General features: G+C 41.4%; 17 protein-coding genes. 3 read left to right on the forward strand and 14 right to left on the reverse strand.

Features of this window, described 5'->3' with window-relative positions:
* Positions 1–64 precede the first annotated feature (64 nt).
* The gene (locus ACWPVF_RS06795) at positions 65–1,255 is read left to right on the forward strand and encodes a cation diffusion facilitator family transporter (protein WP_454385353.1); all 1,191 of its coding nucleotides are present in this window, start codon (positions 65–67) and stop codon (positions 1,253–1,255) included.
* 39 nt (positions 1,256–1,294) lie between these two features.
* Here the strand turns inward: ACWPVF_RS06795 and scrK are convergent, their stop codons facing one another.
* Both scrK and ACWPVF_RS06805 read right to left on the reverse strand, forming a co-directional pair.
* Complete coding sequence (gene scrK / locus ACWPVF_RS06800; protein ID WP_454385355.1) at positions 1,295–2,182, reverse strand: fructokinase ScrK; 888 nt, start codon at positions 2,180–2,182, stop codon at positions 1,295–1,297.
* A 308-nt stretch (positions 2,183–2,490) separates the two neighbouring features.
* Complete coding sequence (locus ACWPVF_RS06805) at positions 2,491–4,386, reverse strand: sucrose-specific PTS transporter subunit IIBC (RefSeq protein ID WP_454385357.1); 1,896 nt, start codon at positions 4,384–4,386, stop codon at positions 2,491–2,493.
* Positions 4,387–4,750: 364 nt separating this feature from the next.
* Here ACWPVF_RS06805 and ACWPVF_RS06810 point away from each other — a divergent pair, with 364 nt between their 5' ends.
* Entirely contained in the window at positions 4,751–6,205 is a 1,455-nt protein-coding gene (locus tag ACWPVF_RS06810; RefSeq protein WP_454385359.1) for a sucrose-6-phosphate hydrolase, read from the forward strand.
* Positions 6,186–7,151, forward strand: coding sequence for a LacI family DNA-binding transcriptional regulator (locus tag ACWPVF_RS06815; RefSeq protein WP_454385361.1), 966 nt, complete (start codon positions 6,186–6,188; stop codon positions 7,149–7,151). Before ACWPVF_RS06810 ends, ACWPVF_RS06815 begins: the two co-directional genes overlap by 20 nt.
* Positions 7,152–7,189: 38 nt before the next feature.
* On the opposite strand, the gene ACWPVF_RS06820 is transcribed toward ACWPVF_RS06815, so the two are convergent.
* The 12 genes from ACWPVF_RS06820 to ACWPVF_RS06875 all read right to left on the reverse strand — a co-directional run bounded on the left by ACWPVF_RS06820 (position 7,190) and on the right by ACWPVF_RS06875 (position 21,165).
* Positions 7,190–8,464 (reverse strand): hydroxymethylglutaryl-CoA reductase, degradative, encoded by a 1,275-nt coding sequence (locus ACWPVF_RS06820; protein ID WP_454385363.1) that lies wholly within the window; start codon positions 8,462–8,464, stop codon positions 7,190–7,192.
* On the reverse strand, positions 8,464–9,636 hold the full coding sequence (locus ACWPVF_RS06825; RefSeq protein WP_454385365.1) for a hydroxymethylglutaryl-CoA synthase: 1,173 nt from the start codon (positions 9,634–9,636) through the stop codon (positions 8,464–8,466). The genes ACWPVF_RS06820 and ACWPVF_RS06825 overlap by 1 nt, the downstream gene beginning before the upstream one ends.
* Positions 9,637–9,798: 162 nt before the next feature.
* Complete coding sequence (locus tag ACWPVF_RS06830; RefSeq protein WP_454385367.1) at positions 9,799–10,248, reverse strand: threonine/serine exporter family protein; 450 nt, start codon at positions 10,246–10,248, stop codon at positions 9,799–9,801.
* A gap of 1 nt (position 10,249) precedes the next feature.
* Positions 10,250–11,008 carry a threonine/serine exporter family protein gene (locus tag ACWPVF_RS06835; RefSeq protein WP_414307634.1) on the reverse strand — a complete coding sequence of 253 codons (759 nt, stop codon included), beginning with the start codon at positions 11,006–11,008 and terminating at the stop codon, positions 10,250–10,252.
* A 107-nt stretch (positions 11,009–11,115) separates the two neighbouring features.
* Positions 11,116–12,966, reverse strand: a complete 1,851-nt coding sequence (gene pknB, locus ACWPVF_RS06840) for a Stk1 family PASTA domain-containing Ser/Thr kinase (RefSeq protein WP_414307635.1) — start codon at positions 12,964–12,966, stop codon at positions 11,116–11,118.
* The gene (locus ACWPVF_RS06845; protein WP_454385369.1) at positions 12,963–13,700 is read right to left on the reverse strand and encodes a Stp1/IreP family PP2C-type Ser/Thr phosphatase; all 738 of its coding nucleotides are present in this window, start codon (positions 13,698–13,700) and stop codon (positions 12,963–12,965) included. Before ACWPVF_RS06845 ends, pknB begins: the two co-directional genes overlap by 4 nt.
* Before the next feature lie 15 nt (positions 13,701–13,715).
* Positions 13,716–15,029: a 16S rRNA (cytosine(967)-C(5))-methyltransferase RsmB gene (gene rsmB / locus ACWPVF_RS06850; RefSeq protein WP_454385371.1), complete on the reverse strand. Its 1,314-nt coding sequence runs from the start codon at positions 15,027–15,029 to the stop codon at positions 13,716–13,718.
* Entirely contained in the window at positions 15,022–15,957 is a 936-nt protein-coding gene (fmt, locus tag ACWPVF_RS06855; protein ID WP_414307638.1) for a methionyl-tRNA formyltransferase, read from the reverse strand. Before fmt ends, rsmB begins: the two co-directional genes overlap by 8 nt.
* Positions 15,958–15,969: 12 nt before the next feature.
* Positions 15,970–18,366: a primosomal protein N' gene (locus ACWPVF_RS06860; RefSeq protein WP_414307639.1), complete on the reverse strand. Its 2,397-nt coding sequence runs from the start codon at positions 18,364–18,366 to the stop codon at positions 15,970–15,972.
* 84 nt (positions 18,367–18,450) lie between these two features.
* A complete protein-coding gene (gene rpoZ, locus ACWPVF_RS06865; RefSeq protein ID WP_004251389.1) occupies positions 18,451–18,765 on the reverse strand; it encodes a DNA-directed RNA polymerase subunit omega in 315 nt (104 codons plus the stop codon).
* Positions 18,766–18,789: 24 nt separating this feature from the next.
* Positions 18,790–19,416 carry a guanylate kinase gene (gene gmk / locus ACWPVF_RS06870; protein ID WP_000775049.1) on the reverse strand — a complete coding sequence of 209 codons (627 nt, stop codon included), beginning with the start codon at positions 19,414–19,416 and terminating at the stop codon, positions 18,790–18,792.
* 135 nt (positions 19,417–19,551) lie between these two features.
* Entirely contained in the window at positions 19,552–21,165 is a 1,614-nt protein-coding gene (locus ACWPVF_RS06875; protein ID WP_414307640.1) for a ribonuclease Y, read from the reverse strand.
* Positions 21,166–21,308: the final 143 nt, after the last annotated feature.

Below are 21,308 nucleotides of genomic sequence, written 5' to 3' on the forward strand. Positions count from 1 at the left end.
ATTTGAAATTTCCTTGGAAAACCAGTATAATGAAAGAATACTAGAATGCTAGAAGGGGAGTTAGATGAATCAATCGGTTTCAAACTTAAAATTAGCTGAGCGTGGTGCCATTATCAGCATTTTGACTTATCTTTTCTTGTCTGCAGCCAAGCTAGCGACCGGACACCTCCTCCATTCATCCAGTTTGGTGGCTGATGGCTTTAATAACGTTTCAGATATTGTTGGAAACGTGGCCCTTCTAATTGGGATTCGTTTGGCTCGCCAACCGGCAGACAGGGACCATCGCTTCGGTCACTGGAAAATCGAGGACTTGGCAAGTCTCATCACTTCCATCATCATGTTTTACGTTGGTTTTGACGTTCTACGAGATACCATCCAAAAGATACTCAGCCGAGAGCAAACCGTCATCGACCCTCTTGGGGCGACGTTGGGAGTCATCTCTGCGTTCATCATGTTTGCAGTCTATCTCTACAATACCCATCTGAACAAGCAGTCTAAGTCCAAGGCCCTCAAGGCTGCAGCTAAGGACAATCTGTCAGATGCCGTGACATCTCTTGGAACTTCTATCGCTATCCTGGCTAGTAGCTTCAACTATCCAATCGTGGATAAATTAGTCGCCATCATCATTACCTTCTTTATCCTCAAGACTGCCTATGATATCTTTATAGAGTCATCCTTCAGTCTTTCTGACGGTTTTGATGAGCACTTGCTGGAAGATTACCAAAAAGCTATCATGGAAATTCCTAAGATTAGCAAGGTCAAATCTCAAAGGGGTCGTACCTACGGAAGCAATATTTATCTAGACATTACACTTGAGATGAACCCAGACCTCTCTGTTTTCGAGAGCCACGAAATTGCGGACCAGGTTGAATCTATGTTATCAGAACGATTTGGTGTCTTTGATACTGACATTCATATCGAACCAGCCCCAATCCCTGAGGATGAAATCCTAGATAATGTCTATAAAAAATTGCTCATGAGAGAGCAACTGATTGACCAAGGAAATCAACTGGAAGAGTTACTGGCTGAAGACTTCATCTATATCCGCCAAGATGGACTAGAACTAGACAAGGAAGCCTATAAGTCAGAAAAAGAATTGACCTCTGCTATCAAGGAACTTCATCTAACGTCCATCAGTCAGAAGACAAAACTCATCCGCTATCAGATTGGTGATACTATTCATACAAGTATCTGGCGCAGACATGAAACTTGGCAAAATATATTCCATCAGGAAACGAAGATTGAAAAAGACTAAAGAAAGAGGCCGGGACAAATCCCGACCTCCTTTTTATGCTTATTTTGCTACGCTCTTTGCAAGTACGAAGTTTCCAAGTGTCGCTGAACCATTACCAGCAACAGCTGGTGTTACGATATAGTCACGCACATCTGGAACTGGTAGGTAACCATTGAGCAAGGATGTGAATTTCTCACGCACACGGTCAAGCATGTGTTGTTGGGCCATAACCCCACCACCAAATACGATGACATCTGGACGGAAGGTTACAGTTGCATTTACAGCTGCTTGAGCGATATAGTAGGCTTGAACATCCCAGACAGAGTTGTTGAGTTCAATGTTTTCCCCACGAACACCTGTACGAGCTTCCAAACTTGGACCAGCTGCATAACCTTCCAAACATCCATTATGAAAAGGACAAACACCTTTAAATTCTTTTTCAATATCCATTGGGTGTCTAGCCACATAATAATGACCCATCTCAGGGTGACCAACACCGCCAATAAACTCGCCACGTTGGATAACACCTGCACCGATACCTGTACCGATTGTGTAGTAAACCAAGTTTTCGATACGGCCACCAGCATTGTTACGGGCAACCACTTCGCCGTAGGCAGAACTGTTTACGTCTGTCGTGAAATACATAGGCACGTTTAGAGCGCGACGAAGGGCACCAAGCAAGTCGACATTTGCCCAGTTAGGTTTTGGAGTTGTTGTGATAAATCCGTAAGTTTTTGAGTTTTTATCGATATCGATTGGACCAAATGAACCAACTGCAAGACCAGCAAGGTTATCGAATTTTGAGAAGAACTCAATGGTTTTATCGATTGTTTCAATAGGAGTCGTTGTTGGAAATTGTACTTTTTCTACAACGTTAAAGTTTTCATCACCGACAGCACAGACAAATTTTGTACCGCCCGCTTCCAAGCTTCCATATAATTTTGTCATGATAAACCTCTAGTTTTTATTTTCTCTATTATAGCATATTTCCAGAAGGAAAGTTGCTCAATATTTTAGTTTTTCCTCTGTAAATTTTACGATTCAATCAAAAACGAACAAACATAACATTTGTTCGTTTTTTTGATTTATTAAATCGACAGTAGTATACTCAATGAAAATCAAAGAACAAACTAGGAATCGAGCTGCAGGTTGCTCAAAGTACAGCTTTGAGGTTGTAGATAGAACTGACGAAGTCAGTAACACATACATACGGCAAAGCGAGTATGACGCAGTTTGAATTTGATTTTTGAAGAGTATTAAGCTTTAACTTCGATGATTGCATCTCCCTTAGCAACTGATCCAGAAGCAACTGGATTTACTGAAGCAAAGTCTGCAGTGTTTGTTACGATAACCATTGTTGTGTTATCAAGACCTGCAGCAGCAATCTTAGCTGAGTCAAATGTTCCAAGAACATCTCCAGCTTTAACCTTGTCACCTTGAGCAACTTTTTGGTCGAATCCTTCACCGTTCATTGAAACAGTGTCGATACCCACGTGGATCAAGATTTCAGCTCCGTTTGCAGTTTTCAAACCATAAGCATGTCCAGTTGGGAAGACGATTGTCACTTCAGCATCAGCTGGTGCATAAACAACATCTTGACTAGGTTTTACAGCGATACCTTGTCCCATAGCTCCACTTGAGAAGACTGGGTCATTAACGTCTGAAAGAGCAACTACGTCACCAACGATTGGTGTTTGGATGACACCTTCGCTAGGTGCAACAACAGTACCAGTTACTGCTTCTTCAGTCAAACGATCTGTTTCAGCTTCAGTAATAGCACCTGCAGCTTCTTCTGCTTCATCTTCATAACCAAACATGTAAGTAAGAGCAAAACCAAGAGCGAATGATACAGCTACCATAAGAAGGTATTGTGGAAGTTGTCCGTTACCAATGTAAAGCATTGTACCAGGGATGATTGTGATACCATTACCAGTACCAGCAAGACCAAGGATAGATGCCAATCCACCACCGATTGCACCAGCAATCAATGAAAGGAAGAATGGTTTACGGAAACGCAAGTTAACCCCGAAGATAGCAGGCTCAGTAATACCTAGGAAGGCAGAAAGAGCAGCTGGGAAAGCAAGTGTTTTAAGTTTAGGATTTTTAGTTTTCACACCAACGGCTACTGTCGCAGCACCTTGAGCAGTCATAGCTGCAGTAATGATAGCGTTGAATGGGTTAGCATGGTCAGCAGCAAGCAATTGAACTTCAAGCAAGTTGAAGATATGGTGAACACCTGATACGACGATTAATTGGTGAACTCCACCAATCAAGAAACCACCAAGTCCGAATGGCAAGTTAAGAATAGCTTTTGTTCCAATGAGGATGTAGTTTTCAACAACGTGAAAGACTGGTCCGATAACAAACAATCCAAGGATTGACATTACAAGGAGTGTTACAAACGGTGTTACCAAGAGGTCAAGTACATCTGGAACAACCTTACGAACAGCTTTTTCAAACTTAGCTCCGACAACCCCGATGATGAAGGCTGGAAGAACTGAACCTTGCAAACCTACAACTGGGATAAATCCGAAGAACTGCATTGCAGTTACTTCACCACCAGACGCAACAGCCCAGGCATTTGGAAGTGAACCAGAAACGAGCATCATACCAAGAACGATACCAACAGCTGGGTTACCACCGAATACACGGAAAGTTGACCAAACAACCAAACCTGGCAAGATAATAAAGGCAGTGTCTGTCAAGATCTGAGTATAAGTTGTCACATCTTCTGGAAGTGTCATTCCAAGAGCAGTCAAGAGACCACGAACACCCATGAAGAGACCAGTTGCTACGATAACTGGAATGATTGGAACGAAGACGTCACCGAAAGTACGGATGGCACGTTGGAACCAATTTCCTTGTTTTGCAGCTTCTGCTTTCATATCTTCTTTAGAAGATGTTGGCAACCCAAGAGCTACGACTTCATCGTACATCTTGTTTACTGTACCAGTACCAAAGATGATTTGGTATTGACCTGAGTTAAAGAAAGCACCTTGAACTTTTTCCAAGTTCTCGATAGCATCTTTGTTAATTTTCGCTTCATCTTTAACCATCACACGGAGGCGAGTCGCACAGTGCGCAACACTGTTAACGTTCTCACGTCCACCTAAGGCTTCGATGACTTTTTTTGCAATTTCTGTATTCGTCATCTGCAAAAATCTCCTTATAAAAAATTTTGTAAAATGTTTGAAAGCGATTTATTCGCCCTACGAGTATTATTCTATCACGTTTTAAAAATATGTCAAGCGTTTTGCAGAAAAAATTTTAGCATTTTGATTTTTTTGATTGTTTTTGATGTTTTTGAAATAAAACAAGCAATATTTTACCTACTATTGTGAGGTTTTTAAAGATTTTTTTGCAAATTCTTTCATTTTTTCATTTATTTTCATAAAATCCTTCAATCCGTTTCTGTCAATCGTTTGACATTTTTTTCTTAATTTTATGATAAAAGACTTGCTTTTTTAAAAGGAAACGTTTACTATAAAGATAGTAGAATTTATGGAGGGAATATAAATGGAATGGACTACCGAGCGTCGTTATAGACGCTACGAAGATTGGACACAAGAAGAAAGAAAAGAAATCCAAGAAAAGATGGCGCAGTCACCATGGCATGTTGCCTATCACGTCGAACCAAAGCAAGGACTCCTTAACGACCCGAACGGTTTTTCTTATTTTGATGGTAAGTGGATTGTCTTTTACCAGAACTTTCCCTTTGGTGCAGCTCATGGTTTAAAATCTTGGGTTCAGCTTGAAAGTGACGACTTGGTTCACTTTACTGAAACTGGTGTTAAAATCTTACCTGATACTCCACTTGATAGCCACGGCGCTTACTCTGGATCTGCTATGCAGTTTGGCAATCAATTGTTTCTATTCTATACAGGAAATGTCCGTGATGAAAATTGGGTCCGCCACCCTTATCAGATTGGTGCCTTAATGGATAAGGACGGCAAGATTGAAAAAATTGACAAAGTCTTGATTGATCAACCAGCTGATGCTACTGACCATTACCGTGATCCACAGATTTTCAACTTTAAAGGACAATACTACGCAATCGTTGGTGGACAAGACTTGGAGAAAAAAGGATTTGTCCGTCTCTACAAATCTGTCGATAATGATTATACAAACTGGCAAGAAGTTGGTGATTTGGACTTCAACAATGACCGCACTGCCTATATGATGGAGTGCCCAAATCTTGTCTTTGTTGGAGAACAACCTATCCTTCTCTACTGCCCACAAGGTTTGGATAAAAAGGTTCTTGACTATGACAATATCTATCCAAATATGTATAAAATTGGTGCTTCCTTCGATCCTGAAAATGCACGTATGGTAGATGCGTCTGAACTACACAATCTAGACTATGGTTTCGAAGCATATGCTACTCAGGCCTTCAACGCTCCTGATGGACGTGCCTTAGCAGTAAGTTGGCTTGGTTTACCAGATGTTTCTTATCCATCTGATCGCTTTGATCACCAAGGAACTTTCTCATTGGTCAAAGAATTAACCATTAAAGATGGCAAACTCTATCAGTATCCTGTAGCAGCCATCAAGGAACTCCGTGCTTCAAAAGAGGAATTTTCAAATCGTTCTGAAACTAAGAACACCTACGAACTTGAACTAAACTTAGAGGCTAATAGCCAAAGTGAAATCATCCTTCTTGCTGATAAAGACGGCAAGGGGCTCTCTATCAATTTCGATCTTGTCAATGGCCAAGTAACCGTTGACCGTAGTCAAGCAGGTGAGCAATATGCTCAAGAATTTGGAACTACTCGCTCATGTCCAATTGATAATAAAGCCACTACTGTAAATATCTTCATTGATAATTCAGTCTTTGAAATTTTCATTAATAAAGGAGAAAAAGTATTTTCTGGTCGTGTCTTCCCACATGAGAACCAAAATGGAATCGTGATTAAATCTGGAAACCCAACTGGAACTTACTACGAATTAGAATATGGTCGCAAAACTAACTGATGTCGCAAAATTGGCTGGCGTCAGCCCTACTACTGTTTCACGTGTCATCAACAAAAAGGGTTATCTTTCAGAAAAAACCATTCAAAAGGTTAATAATGCTATGCGTGAGCTGGGCTATAAACCCAATAACTTAGCTCGAAGTCTTCAAGGAAAATCAGCCAAGTTAATCGGTTTGATTTTCCCAAAAATTAGCCATGTGTTCTATGCTGAATTGATTGACAAATTGGAACACGAACTCTTCAAAAAAGGTTACAAGACAATCATCTGCAATAGTGAGCACGATTCAGAAAAAGAACGTGAGTATCTTGAAATGCTAGAAGCCAACCAAGTGGATGGAATCATCTCTGGTAGTCATAACTTGGGAATTGAAGACTACAATCGCGTCACAGCACCAATCATCTCTTTTGACCGTAACCTATCACCGGACATTCCTGTTGTTTCCTCTGATAACTATGCTGGTGGAGTCCTTGCAGCTCAAACTTTAGAGAAAACTGGAGCTAAGTCTGTTATTATGATTACAGGTAATGACAACTCCAACTCACCAACTGGACTTCGTCATGCAGGCTTTGCTTCTATCTTCCCAAAAGCTCCCATCATCAATATTTCCAGTGACTTTTCACCCCTCCGCAAGGAAATGGAAATCAAAAATATCCTAACCAAACAAAAACCAGATGCGATTTTCGCATCGGATGATTTGACAGCCATCTTGGTGATGAAGATCGCTCAGGAACTTGGTATTTCTGTTCCAGAACAACTTAAGGTTATTGGTTATGACGGGACTTATTTTATCGAGAATTTCTATCCTCACCTCACTACCATTAAACAACCCTTGGAAGAAATTGCTCGCCTAACAGTTGATTTACTACTTCAAAAAATCGAGGGCAAAGAAGTTGCCACGACTGGTTATTTCTTACCAGTTAGTCTCTTACCAGGTAAAAGTATTTAAGCACAAAAAAACTCAGACTAGATTCGTCTGAGTTTTTCTTATGATCTTAATTTTTTCAAAAGAGTCTGTGCTTTTTCTAGATTAAAAGTTTTTTCAGCAATCAAGCTTTCTACTAACTTGGATACTTCTGCATCAGTCGCACCTGCTAAAAGCGCTAACGATTTTGCCTGAAGTTTCATGTGTCCATGCTGAATACCTGTACTGACAAGAGCTTTAAGAGCTGCAAAGTTTTGTGCAAGACCAATTGACACGATAATTTGGGCCAATTCCTTAGCTGATGGATGACCTAGCAACTCATGGCTGAGGACTACACGAGGATTAAGACCAATTGATCCACCCTTGGTAGCAACTGGCATCGGCATGGTCATCTCTCCGATTAGCTCCTCTGTTTCCAAATCCATAGTCCAACAACTGAGACCTCGATAAGCACCATCATGACTCGCATAGGCATGCGCTCCTGCTTCGATGGCACGCCAATCATTTCCTGTCGCAATCAAGAGAGCATCGATTCCATTAAAGATTCCTTTGTTATGAGTGGTTGCTCGATAAGGATCTGCTTGGGCAAACTGACTGGCTAATACCATTTTTTCTGCCAGTTCACGCGCTTCATCTTTTTGGCGACTCAAATAACGAAAGGCGATGCGGCAAGTCGCAGTTACCAATGAATCAGTTGCATAGTTGGATAAGATTCCCATTAAACTTTGCCCATGACTGAGAGCCTCTAGACTAGGTTTTAGGGCCTCAAGCATGGTATTGAGCATATTGGCGCCCATGGCTTCCTGAGTATCTACATGGAGATAGACTACTAAAAAGTCCGTCTCACCAGAAATTTTCTCAACCTTTAAATCACGAGCACCCCCACCCCGCTTAACGATTGATGGGTAGGCTTGATTTGCTAATTCGAGTAGTTCTGCTTTTTGACTCAGAATAGCCTGACGAGCTTGGTTACTATCTGGTACTTGATAGAGAGCAACCTGACCAATCATTTGACGCTGATGAACTTGAGCTCTGAACCCACCAGCACGTTTAATAATCTTACTAGCAAAACTAGCCGCAGCAACGACGGATGGTTCTTCTGTTACATAAGGAACTGTGTACTCTTGGCCATTTACCAAGACTTCTGGAACTACTGAGTAAGGAAGCGAAAAGGTTCCTACCACATTCTCACTCAGTTGATCCGCAACTGCTATACTAAGATTTTCATTTTGCTCAAGACTTTCTTGGGCTTCCATAGAAGTAAGCGCCTGAGACTTAACGAGCTCAAGGCGCTCTTGAATTGATTTTTTAGCAAATCCATTCCAATTTTTTTTCATTATTTTTCAACCTTGCTGTAGCGACGTTGGTGTTCTACAATCTCAACCAGAGCATAGTCCTGTCCTTCATAGCCTGACATGGTTGCAGAACCTGACTCATCCAAGTTTGCTTCCTCAAAGAAGATTCGTTCATAATCAGCTACGCTCAATGCTTGACGCTGGTCTAGCAATTCTAAGCGATTTTTCTGCAATTGCTGTTCATAGCCTTCAACCAATTCCACACTGAAGAACTCAGATACAGCACCACTTCCGTAGCTGTAGAGAGCTAGCTTGTCCCCTGCTTTGAGACTATCAGAGTTTTCAAGAAGAGACAAGAGTCCTAAAAAGAGTGAACCTGTATAGATATTCCCAACTTTTTGGCTATAAATAATGGACTCATCAAAGTGTTTTTGAAGTAAATCCTTTTTCTCTTGGGGTAGAGATTTATCAAGAATTTTTTTCAATCCCTTGAGAGCTAGCTTTGGATATGGCAAATGGAAACAAATAGCTTCAAAATCATTCAAGTCGCAGTCATAACGCTTTTGGTACTCTTCCCAAGTCGTTTTTAAGCTATCCAAATACTGCTGTGTTGAGTAGACTCCATTTACAAATGGGGTCGTTGAATAATTTGGACGCCAAAAGTCCATGATATCACGAGTCTGCGCAACGTTATCGTTGTTGAAGACCATAACATGTGGATTTTGACTAATCAACATGGCAACACAGCCTGCTCCTTGGGTTGGTTCCCCAGGAGTTTCGACACCATATTTTGCAATATCACTAGCTAGTACTAAGACTTTTGATTTAGGAGAATTTTCTACGTGTAACTTAGCATAGTGAAGGGCCGCAGTTGCCCCATAGCAAGCTTCCTTGATTTCAAAACTACGAGCAAATGGTTGAATTCCAAGCAAGCCGTGTACAAAGACAGCTGCAGCTTTACTCTGGTCAATCCCAGACTCTGTCGCTACGATAACCATATCAATCTCTTGCTTCTCTTCTTCAGTCAGGATAGAATTTCCTGCACTGGCAGCCAAGGTAACAATATCCTCTGTTAAAGGAGCAATACTCAATTCTTTTAAAAGGAGTCCTTTACTCAATTTTTCAGGATCAGTTCCTCGAGCTTCTGCTAAATCTTGTAATTTCAAAACGTATTGACTGGTCGCAAAACCAATCTTATCAATACCGATTTTCATATTTACCTCTATTTTTATCATTCATTGTAAAAATTCGTTCACCTCTATTTTATCATAATTGAGGTCAAATGAGCGAAAAAAGACTTGATTCCCCAAATCAAGTTCATTTCTATCGCCGTACTCATGCTCTTTCAGCCACTCTACCCACGAAAAAATCGAGACTTAGCTAGCTCGATTCTTTTTGAGATAGTGATACAACTTCAGTACAACTGTCCCACTTGCCATTCCTATTGAAATAACAAGGGCCAACATCATCACCAACATTGCACTGGCAATGGCGTTTCTATAGTCACCTGTTACAAAAAATGAAGTCGTTCTATAAGAGAGATAACCTGGTACCAGTGGAGCCAAGATGGCTAAAGCAAACACAACGGCTGGTGTTTTGTAGATAATACTCATAATCTGGCTGATACAAGAACCAATCACCGCAGCAATAAAGGTTGCTAAAATGACATTAGTTGGTTCCTTGAGTAGCAGGTAGAGTAACCAGATAGACATCCCCAAAACTCCACCAGGAATGAGCATGGAACGTTGGACATTTAAAACGATTAAAAAGGTGATAATGGCAAGCAAACTTGCCAGAGCTTGCAATAAAAATGTTGTTACTGTCATATTAGTTCATGAGTACGAGGGCGACTGATGTTCCAGCCCCCAAGGCAAGGGTAATCAGCAAGGATTCAAACATCTTGCTCATACCAGAGTTAATGTGATTGGTCATAATATCTCGAACAGCATTGGTCAGGGCAATTCCGGGAACAAATGGCATTACCGCACCTGCAATGACCAAATCAGCTGTCGATGGCAAACCAGAATAGCGTGCCCAAAATTGTGCAATCAAACCGAAGACAAGAGCACCTGCAAAAGCTGTCATAAAAGGAATACGAATAAACTTCTCTACATAGAGAGAGAAAGTAAAGGCAAATAAGGTTGCCACTCCTGCTCCGATGGCATCGTAGACATTCCCACCAAACATGATTGAAAAGAAGGGAGCACTGAGAGTCGCTGCAGCAGTCAGTTGAACATTGGTGTAGGGAGACGGTTTAGCATTTAATTCCTTTAATTGGATAAAGGCTGTCTCCAAATCAAGCTGTCCTGATACGAGTTGCCGTGAAATCTGGTTGACATCACACACCTTCTCAATATTATAAGCCGAGGAGGTCACTCGCTTCATACGAGAGATATTTGTATTTTCTATGGAGAAAAAAATAGCTGCAGGCATGGCCAAAACATTGCAATCCATGATGCCTTGTGAATGAGCAATCCGAATCATGGTATCTTCGACACGATAGATTTCAGAACCATTGCGAAGCAGTATTGTTCCTGCTAGCATAATGACATCGATCACTGCATTCAGTTGTTTGACTTCGTCCATGTTCTCCTCCTTTTTAAACTCCTTTTATTTTATCATAAATTTGAAGGAAAAAAAATCTTTGTCACAAAAACTGTGACAAAGATTGATTAATAAGCAATGTTGACTCTTTAGTTATGCTCAGTTGTCGTATTCTGACTTGTTTCAATCTCATGAGTTTGAGAAGGCGTTACCTCAATTCTATTATTTTGTGGTACTTGCGTAGTTGTAGTATTTATTTTAGGTTTATATATAAAGATTTTAATACGAGTTTTAGTGATATCAATGTTCTCATATGGTTTAGGATTTTGATCCACGACTGTTCCTTCTGCAGTACCATCTGGAGCTGTCGAAACCTCTACAACTTCAATATTTGCTTCTTTCACACCAACAATTTGAATTAAGTTATTCTTCGTAAACTCAAGACCTGAACCAATATAATAAGGCATAGGTACAGTTGATACCTTTTTAGCAACCGTTAAGACAATCTCCGTCGCCTTACTAAGATCATATGTAGTTCCTTCTGGCAAGCTTTGTTTCATAACGAGACCTGCCTCTGTTTCACTTGATTCTTCTTCAACAACCTTGATGAGATTTTCAGGAACCTTTTTCCCTTTCAATTCTGCTATGACATCTGTTGATTTATGACCAACATAATTTCCAAGCTTGAAGGATTGTTGACCTGAAGAAATAATGAGATTAACCTTAGTTCCTTCTTTGCGAGCTGAACCAGCATCTGGATCTGTTCGGATAACCCGACCTTCCTCTACGGTATCACTAGCTTCAGTCTTCTCCTCACCAATCTCAAAATTCGCTTTTTTCAGGTTTTCCTTAGCTTCAGCAACAGTTTGACCTGCAACTTTTGGAATCTCAACAGTAGCTGGTGTTTTCGATACAATCCAGAAAAGGGAAGCTAAAACAAGTATAAAGCTGGCCAAAAGTACCAAATATCTTGCTTTGAAACGGCGTTTCTTGACTGGTTTTGGAGCAGTTTCTTTACCCGCTACCTTTTTATTTGGCTTTTGAGTCTGAGGATTTTCTTCCTTCGGTTGTACTTTAGGAATCGCTGTCAAAGTAGACTGAGACATCTTTGGTAAGGTTTTTGTGTCAACCTTACTTGTGTCGTCAAATACTAGCTTTGGTTCATTACGACGATTGTAAGAAAGACTGCTCAATAAGTCAACGTACATCTCAGAAACCGTTTGGTAACGGTCTGTTAACTTTTTGGCTGTCGCTTTAATGACCACATTTTCCAATGACTGTGGTACTGAAGGATTTTCAGCAATGACCGATGGGAGAGGTTTTTGGAAATGTTGCAGTGCAATCGTAACAGCACTGTCTCCATCATAAGGAATATGACCGGTCAACATTTCAAAGAAAATAATTCCCATCGCATAAATATCACTCTGTATAGTTGCCTTAGAACCACGCGCCTGCTCAGGTGATAGATAGTGGACAGAACCCAACATAGAGTTGGTCTGTGTCAAACTGGTTTCTGCGAAGGCTACTGCAATCCCAAAGTCTGTAACTTTCGCAGTACCATCAGGAGTCAAGAGAATATTTTGAGGTTTCAAATCACGGTGAACAATCCCCTTTGCATGTGCCAAACGCATAGCCAAGAGAATTTGCCCCATGATACGAACAGCTTCCTCGTTTGAAAGAGGGTAGTGTTCTTTGATATAGCGTTTGAGGTCAAGACCAGCTACATATTCCATAGCTAAGTACTGTTGACCATCTTCTTCACCGATATCCGTAATTCGAACGATATGAGGATGATCTAGGTCTGCCATCGCACGCGCTTCACGCTGAAAACGTGCAACAGCGATTGGGTCCGTCTGGTAGTTGGTCCTAAGAACCTTCACTGCCACTTCTTCCCCATCCAGAATCAAATCTTTAGCCAGGTAGACATCTGCCATCCCTCCGCGGCCAATTTGTTTGATAATCCGATATCGTCCGGCAAATATCTTGCCGATCTGGATCATTCTGATTCCTCCTCAATCGCAATCAAAGCAACAGTAATGTTATCAAGCCCTCCGGCATTGTTTGCAAAACGTACTAAAGTTGCCGCCTTGTCGTCAAGTGAGATATCACTTGTCACGATGTCATAGATTTCGCTACCTGAAATCATGTTAGTTAGACCATCACTATTCATAACAAGATAATCACCCGGTTCCAAACTTACAATCCCTAAATCTGGTTGAATCTCATCTTTTTGTCCAATAGACTGGGTGATGATATTCTTTTGTGGATGTGCTTCAGCTTCTTCAGGTGTTAATTGACCTGCCTTAAGCAATTCATTCACCAAAGAATGATCACTCGTTAATTGATGGTATTCTTCACCACGAATCAAGCCGATACGAGAATCTCCAATGTGGGCAAAAATAGCTTGATTATCAATAATTGCAAGGGCTTCTAAAGTTGTTCCCATTCCCTTGTAAGCATCATCACGCCCCATTTGATAAATTTTTTGATTTTCGATTTCTAGATGTTCTGCAAACCATTCACGAACTTCATTTACGGTATCGATATGAGTATCAACCCAGGCTACACCTAAATCTGTTACTGCCATCTCACTGGCAATATTCCCTGCTCGGTGTCCTCCCATCCCGTCTGCTAAGATAATCAATGTACGACCGGCACGGTTGACAAAAAGATTAACATAGTCTTGATTATTTGTACGTTTCTGACCAACATCTGTTAATAATGAAATCTCCATTGTGTCAGTTCCTCCCTAATCGGATATCTTGCGAAATTGGCTGATAAAGAATCCATCACTTCCATACAATTCTGGAGTAATGAGGATGCAGCCATCTTTCAGGATATCCTTACATTCGTGTTCTAGTTTAACCTGCTCGAACTCTGGATGACTTTCTAAAAATGCTTGAACAACTTGAAAGTTCTCTTCAGAGACAATAGTACAGGTACTATAAGTTATTATACCACCTTTACGTAGTGTTTGACAAACACTACCTAATATTTCCAACTGAATTTCCTGTAATGACGCGAAATCAGCAGTGTCTTTATTGTATTTGATATCTGGTTTTCGACGTAAGAGTCCAATACCAGAACAAGGGGCATCGACTAAAATTTTATCAAATCGATCCTTGCCAAAAAACTCATGCACTTTTCGTGCATCCAGTTTTTGCGTTTGCACACGATCTGCTACACCTAAACGCTCCGCATTTTCTTTTATCAAAGTGAGTTTATGGTCGTAGAGATCTAGAGCCGTTACATGACCTGTCGTCAAATAGGATGCCATATGGGCGGTCTTTCCACCAGGAGCTGCACAAGCATCTAAAACCTGCTCGTCACCTTGTAGCTCTAGTGTCGGTGCAACCAATTGACTTGACTCATCCTGGATGGTAATAGCCCCTTCAGCAAACAAGTCATGACCCGCAAAGTGCCCTTGCTCCTTGACCAAACCAGCAGCTGACAGAATCGAATCACTGGCATCAAGTAAAGTTTTAATTTCCTCTTTGCGACTCAAATCTGTCACACGGATACTGGCTTTGTTGCGTTTTAAAAGACTTTCAAAAATCGCTTGAGCTCGCGCTTCTCCATACTCTTCCTTGAGCTTAGAAATCAACCAAACTGGCAAAGAGTAGGCGATAGAATCACGCTTGTTCTTACGCTTGATACTGTCAATATCAGGCAAACCCTCACGCAAAATACGGCGCAAAACAGCATTGACCAATTTTTCGCTACCCTTCTTACGAGCTTTTGCAATTTCTACCGCTTCATTGACCACTGCATGGTCAGGAAGCTTATCCAAGTATTGGAGTTGATAGACGCTCATGAGAAGCAAAACATAGAGCCAGCTGTCTAGCTTGTCTCTATCCTCAATAAAGTGAGAAATGTACCACTCTAGTGTGAGTTTTCGAGCTACAGTTCCATAGACCAGCTCTGTCACCAAACCTTTGTCTGCCGCTGACAGTTGACTTCCTTTGAGGTGTTTATTTAAGGCGATATTGGAGTATGCTTGATTGACAAGAACGTCATCTAGCACCTCTAAGGCTAAACTTCTAGCCGTTTCTACTTTAGTCACCAAATCGTTCTCCTACTGCCAAAGTTCGTCCCACACCGTTGAGGAAGGAAGCAATATCCATCTTAGGTTTTCCTGCTGGCTGAACCTGTTTAAGAGACAAAGCTCCTTCTGCTGTTGCGACGATCAATTCTTTCTTGCCGATGGAGAGTATCTCACCTGGAGTCCCTTGACCATCTACTGGTAGAGCTTCATAGATTTTGAAGCGTTCGCCCTTGAGGAAGGTATGAGCAACAGGCCATGGATTCATCCCACGGATTTGGTTAAAGAGTTGACGGTTGGTCTTGTTCCAATCCAACTTTTCTTCCTCAGGTTTGATATTTGGAGAAAATGTAACCTGGTTTGGATCTTGTGGTTCTGGCTGAATTTCACCAGCAATATAAGCAGGTAAAGTATCCAAAAGTAGATCACGACCAACAACCGCCAATTTTTCAAACAAGGTTCCGACATTGTCCTCATCGGTAATCGGAATACTACGACGGGAAATCATATCACCAGCATCCATTTCCTTGACCATTTCCATAATGGTTACTCCTGCTTCCTCATCACCCTGAATCAAGGCGTAATGAATAGGAGCACCGCCACGGTGTTTAGGAAGAAGCGAAGCATGCACATTGACTGCAAAATCCATGCTATCAAGGAGTTTACTTGGGAGAAATTGTCCAAAAGCTGCAGTCACAATCCCATCAGCTCCCAAATTCATGATAGCTTCCATTTCTGGACTACCTGATAATTTTTCGGGTTGGTAGATAGGAAGCCCTGCTTCTTTAGCTGCTTGTTTCACTGGGGTTTCTTGAATAACTTTTTTACGACCGACCGCTCGATCTGGCTGAGTCACGACGGCCACGATTTCATAGCGATCATCTGACAAAAGTCCCTTCAAAACGGTCGCTGAAAAATCGGGCGTTCCCATAAAGATTAGTTTTGTCATCTTTTCTCCTTTTTACAAAAATTGCTGCGGTTCGTGATCAATACTGAGACGAAGCTCACTGTTTTCACGTTCTTGTGTCAAGGCCAAGGCCTGGTTAAGGGTCGAAGCCAACTCATCTTCTAAACGATATTTAATCAATATTTGGTAGTGATAGAGGTTATGAGTACGAGCGATAGGTTTAGGCGTTGGACCAAGGATGATACTAGCATCCGACAAACCTGACCGCAAAATTTCCATGACCTCATAAGCTCTTCTAATAACCTCTTCTTCTTTCTTATGAGACAAGGTAATCCCAATTGTGAAATAATAAGGTGGATAGCCAAGTTGACGTCTAATGCCCATTTCATAGGCATAAAAACCTTCGTAGTCCTGTTCCTTGGCAAAACGGATGGCGTAGTGTTGAGGATTATAGGACTGAATCAATACTTGACCTGCCTTTTCAGCACGACCTGCTCGTCCTGCCACCTGGGTCAAGAGTTGGAAGGTTCTCTCAGAAGAACGAAAATCAGGCAGGTTCAAGGCAGTATCTGCATTGAGAACACCAACCAAGGTCACATTTGGAAAATCCAAGCCCTTGGCAATCATCTGGGTTCCTAACAATATGTCCGCTTCACCATTGCCAAATTGTTCAAGTAGAGCTTGGTGACTGCCTTTTTTACGTGTTGTATCTACATCCATTCGCAGAATGCGAGCCTGAGGAAAGAGTTCTGCTAGCTCATCGTAGGCCTTTTGAGTTCCCGTTCCATAGTATCGAATACTACGACTCTGACAGTTGGGACAGACATGAGGGATTTCCTTAGAAAAACCACAATAATGACAATTCATAGTCTTAGTATCCATGTGTAGCGTCAAGGAAATATCACAGTTTGGACAGGTATCAACGGTCCCACATTCCCGGCACATGACAAAGCTAGAGTAACCACGGCGATTGAGCATGAGAACAACCTGCTCTTTTTTGTCCAGTCGATCTTTAATTGCCTCAATCAGAGGAGGTGTAAAGTTTGACGTTTCGTTCTGCCCGATGTAATCACGGAAGTCAATCAGTTGAACCTCAGGAATGCTTGCTAAAGGATTGGCACGTTGAGTTAGACGTAGATGTTGATAGACACCCTTACCAGCACGCGCACGGCTTTCTAGACTTGGTGTTGCAGAACCAAGAACTAGGGCAGCTTGATTGTACTGGGCCCGTAAAAGAGCCACATCTCTAGCATGGTAACGAGGATTGCTGTCTTGCTTGTAGCTAGCCTCGTGCTCTTCATCGATAATGATAACACCTAGATTTTTCAAAGGTGCAAAAATGGCAGACCTAGCACCAACAACTACCTGTGCTTCTCCTCGCTCCACCTTGCGCCATTCATCATACTTTTCACCATTAGACAAACCTGAATGGAGAATAGCTACTTTATCACCAAAACGAGCAATGAAACGTTCTGTCATTTGAGGTGTCAGAGAGATTTCTGGAACTAGAACGATAGCTGTTTTCCCCATATCCAAGGCTCCTTGGATAATCTGCAAGTAAACCTCCGTTTTCCCACTTCCTGTAATTCCTTGAAGAAGAAAGGGAGGATGTTTCTTTCCAATCGCTCCAACAACCGCCTCACAGGCTTGTTTTTGCTCTGGATTTAATTCTAAAGATTGGCTAGATTCAATACCTTCAAAATAGGCAGCAGAACGTTGGACTTCTTTTTGAAGGATCGTTAAAGCACCCTGTTCTACAAAGAAGTTAACTTGTTCCCGTGAGTAATGTTCTAACAAAGTAGCCAAAGGAGTACTTTCAGGATGTGCTACTAAATATTCTCGCAGTTCCAATTTCTTCTTGGCACGATTTGAGATTTCTAGCTTTTCTAATTTATCAAGATTCACTTCAACCCAAGACTGTGTTTTAACCTTCTTCTGGTCTACAGCCTGATACTCTAGTTTCAAGAGCCCTTTTCGGGTCAAGCGCATCATCTCAGCTTGCTTTTCTAGGTCGAGAGATGAAAATGCTAGAGACTCCTGCGAACCAAACAAACGATGTCTGTCTTCTTGACTCAAGCCTTCCAGAGGATAGAGGATCTTATCATAGCTAGAGTTCAAAAACCCAGGAAGCATCGCTTTAAGAATGGAGATCTTATAGGAAAAGACTGACTTACGTAGTTCTTCAGCCAGCCAGAGCTGTTCCTCCGTTAAGACAGGAGAAAAGTCCAGCACTTCGGCAATCTCTTTCAAGTTATCGTCTGCCACTTCCGCATCTGAGTCTTGTTCAATTCCAAGAACTATCCCTTGAATCAAGCGATTGGCCTTCCCAAATGGAACGTGGACTCGCATGCCGACTTCCAACATATCTTTAAATTCCTCAGGAATCTTATAGCTATAGGGCTGGTCCGTCTGCATCAAGGAAACATCCACAATGATTTCTGCAATAGCCATTTCCTCACCTCCTTCTCTTCTTAAATCGTTTCAATTGATTGAGTATTCTTGCAATAGAAAAAATAAGATTGAGTCCCCCCAACCTTAAATTTTTTCACCTTCTTCTTTTTCTTTCGCGATTTGCTCTTTGATTTTCTTTTCTTCTTCTTCTCTCAATCGTCTTTCTTCTTCGATACGACGACGAACAGCTTCGCGTTTCCCTTCTGGATCTGGGTGGATGGTTACATTCCCTGATTCAATTTCTTCCAAGGCACGAAGTGTAGATTTTTCAGATTTGAATTCTTGCGTTGGAGTTGCTCCAGCTTCTAATTCGTGAGCACGTTTTGCTTCCAAGATGACGAGTGAATATTTTGATGGTACCTTGTCAAGTAAGGTATCAATAGAGGGTTTAAGCATCATTTGTTTGTACCTGTTTTCTATAGTTTATCGAATAGTCGGAGACTTTGGTAGCATATCCTGATAGTGACCGATAACACGATCTACACGGAAATGTTCAGCTTCAATCACACGTTTGACACGTTCTGCAGCAAGAGGAACATGGTCATTGACAATAGCATAGTCATACTCACGCATCAAAGCAATTTCTTCTTTGGCTTTCTCGATACGCTGTGCGATCACTTCTGCACTATCTGTGCCACGACCAACGAGACGGTCTTGCAATTCTTCCAAATCTGGTGGTGTCAAAAAGATAAAGACAGCATCTGGAACTTTTTTCTTGACCTGGAGAGCCCCTTGTACTTCAATTTCAAGAAAGACGTCGATTCCCTTATCAAGGGTTTCATTGACATAAGTCAGAGGAGTACCGTAGTAGTTGCCTACATACTCTGCATACTCTAACATTTGTCCTTGACGAATTAATTCTTCAAATTCTTCACGCGTACGGAAGAAATAGTCAACTCCGTCTACTTCACCTGGACGTTGAGCCCGTGTTGTCATAGATACAGAATATTGGAATTGATTTTCAGAACTCTCAAAAATTTCTCGTCTAACCGTTCCTTTTCCAACTCCAGAAGGACCTGAAAAAACGATTAGTAAGCCACGGTCTGCCATGATGTCTCCTTTGGATAGTTTGTGAAATGACTTAAAAATTCATCTGAATTCACTGTGTAAAGCCATTTCTGCTTACTACAATCTTTCTATCTAGTGTAACAAAAAAGCAGTAATTTTTCAACTGCTCTTTCTTATTTATTTTGCATAATCAACTGCACGAAGTTCACGAATCACGGTTACCTTGATATTTCCTGGGTAATCGAGATTACCTTCAATTTTCTCACGAACTTTGTGAGCTAAAATTGTGACCTTGTCGTCCTTGATTTGACCTGGGTTCACCATGATACGGATTTCACGACCAGCCTGAAGGGCAAAGCTATTTTGAACACCCTCAAAGCTATTCGCGATTTCCTCTAAATCATGGAGACGTTTGATGTAGCTTTCAAGCGATTCGCTACGAGCTCCTGGACGGGCTGCACTTAAGGCATCCGCTGCAGCAACGAGAACTGCGATCACACTTTCTGGCTCTACATCCCCGTGGTGACTAGCAATCGTGTTAATCACGACTGGATGTTCTTTATACTTGCGAGCCAATTCAGTACCAATTTCAACGTGGCTACCTTCTACTTCACGGTCAATGGCTTTACCGATATCGTGAAGGAATCCTGCACGACGGGCAAGGGCTGCATTTTCACCAAGTTCGCTAGCCATGATACCAGCCAACTTAGCCACTTCGATTGAGTGTCGCAAGACATTTTGTCCGTATGAAGTACGGAACTGTAAGCGACCCATGATCTTCATCAAGTCTGGGTGAAGGTTAGGTGCCCCGATTTCATAGGCTGCTGCTTCACCATATTCACGAATACGATTATCAATTTCTTGACGGTTTTTCTCAACCAACTCTTCGATACGAGCTGGGTGAATACGTCCATCCTTAAGTAAGGTTTCCATCGTCATACGAGCAATCTCACGGCGGATAGGATCAAAACCTGACAAGGTTACCACTTCTGGCGTATCATCAATGATGACATCAACCCCTGTCAAACTTTCAAAAGTACGGATATTGCGACCTTCACGACCAATGATGCGACCTTTCATGGTATCATCAGGCAGATGAACTGTAGAGTTGGTAGACTCAGCTACATACTCACCAGCAATTCTCTGCATGGCTTGGGACAAGATATCCTTAGCAAGCTTATCTGAACGTTCCTTGACTTCTTGCTCTGCTTCACGAATGCGGCTAGCAATTTCCTTAGTCAAGTTTTCTTCTGTCTGAGCTAAGATAATGTCTTTTGCTTCTGACTGTGTCAGACTTCCGACACGCTCTAGTTCAGCTTGCTTTTGCTTTTCAATTTCCTCTAGTTGCTCTTCACGTGCATCAAGGTTTTTTGCTCTATCAGAAATACTTTGTTCTTTTTGTTCAAGTGTTTTTTCTTTGTTCGTCAAATTATCGTCTTTACGGTCAAGGCTCGTAGCTCTCTCCGTCAAACGACTTTCGATTTGCTTGAGTTCTTGACGCTCTGACTTAAATTCAGCGTCCACTTCTTCGCGGTATTTTCTGGCTTCTTCTTTAGCCTCCAATAGTGCTTCTTTTTTAAGGGATTTGCTTTCGCTTTTAGCTTCATTGAGTAATAAATCCGCTTCGCGTTCAGCTTGTCCTCGTAAATTAGTTGCTTCTTGTTCAGCATTTAAAAGCATCAACTCTGCAGCCTCTTGTGATGATTTCATCTTGACTGAGATGCTGACATATCCAATGACTAAACCAATGATGACGGCAAAAACAACTATAACAATTGTCATAATTTCCATGTTTTTACCTCAATTTATTTGTTTATCCGAATGACATACATTCCTATACATTTTACCACAAAAAAGTATTTTTAACAAACCTTAAATGGTAGATATTTTGGTCATTTTTTGAGTTGAAATTGTTGTTTTCCCTAGTAAAATAG

It is taken from the genome of Streptococcus sp. Marseille-Q7087, from assembly GCF_965111935.1.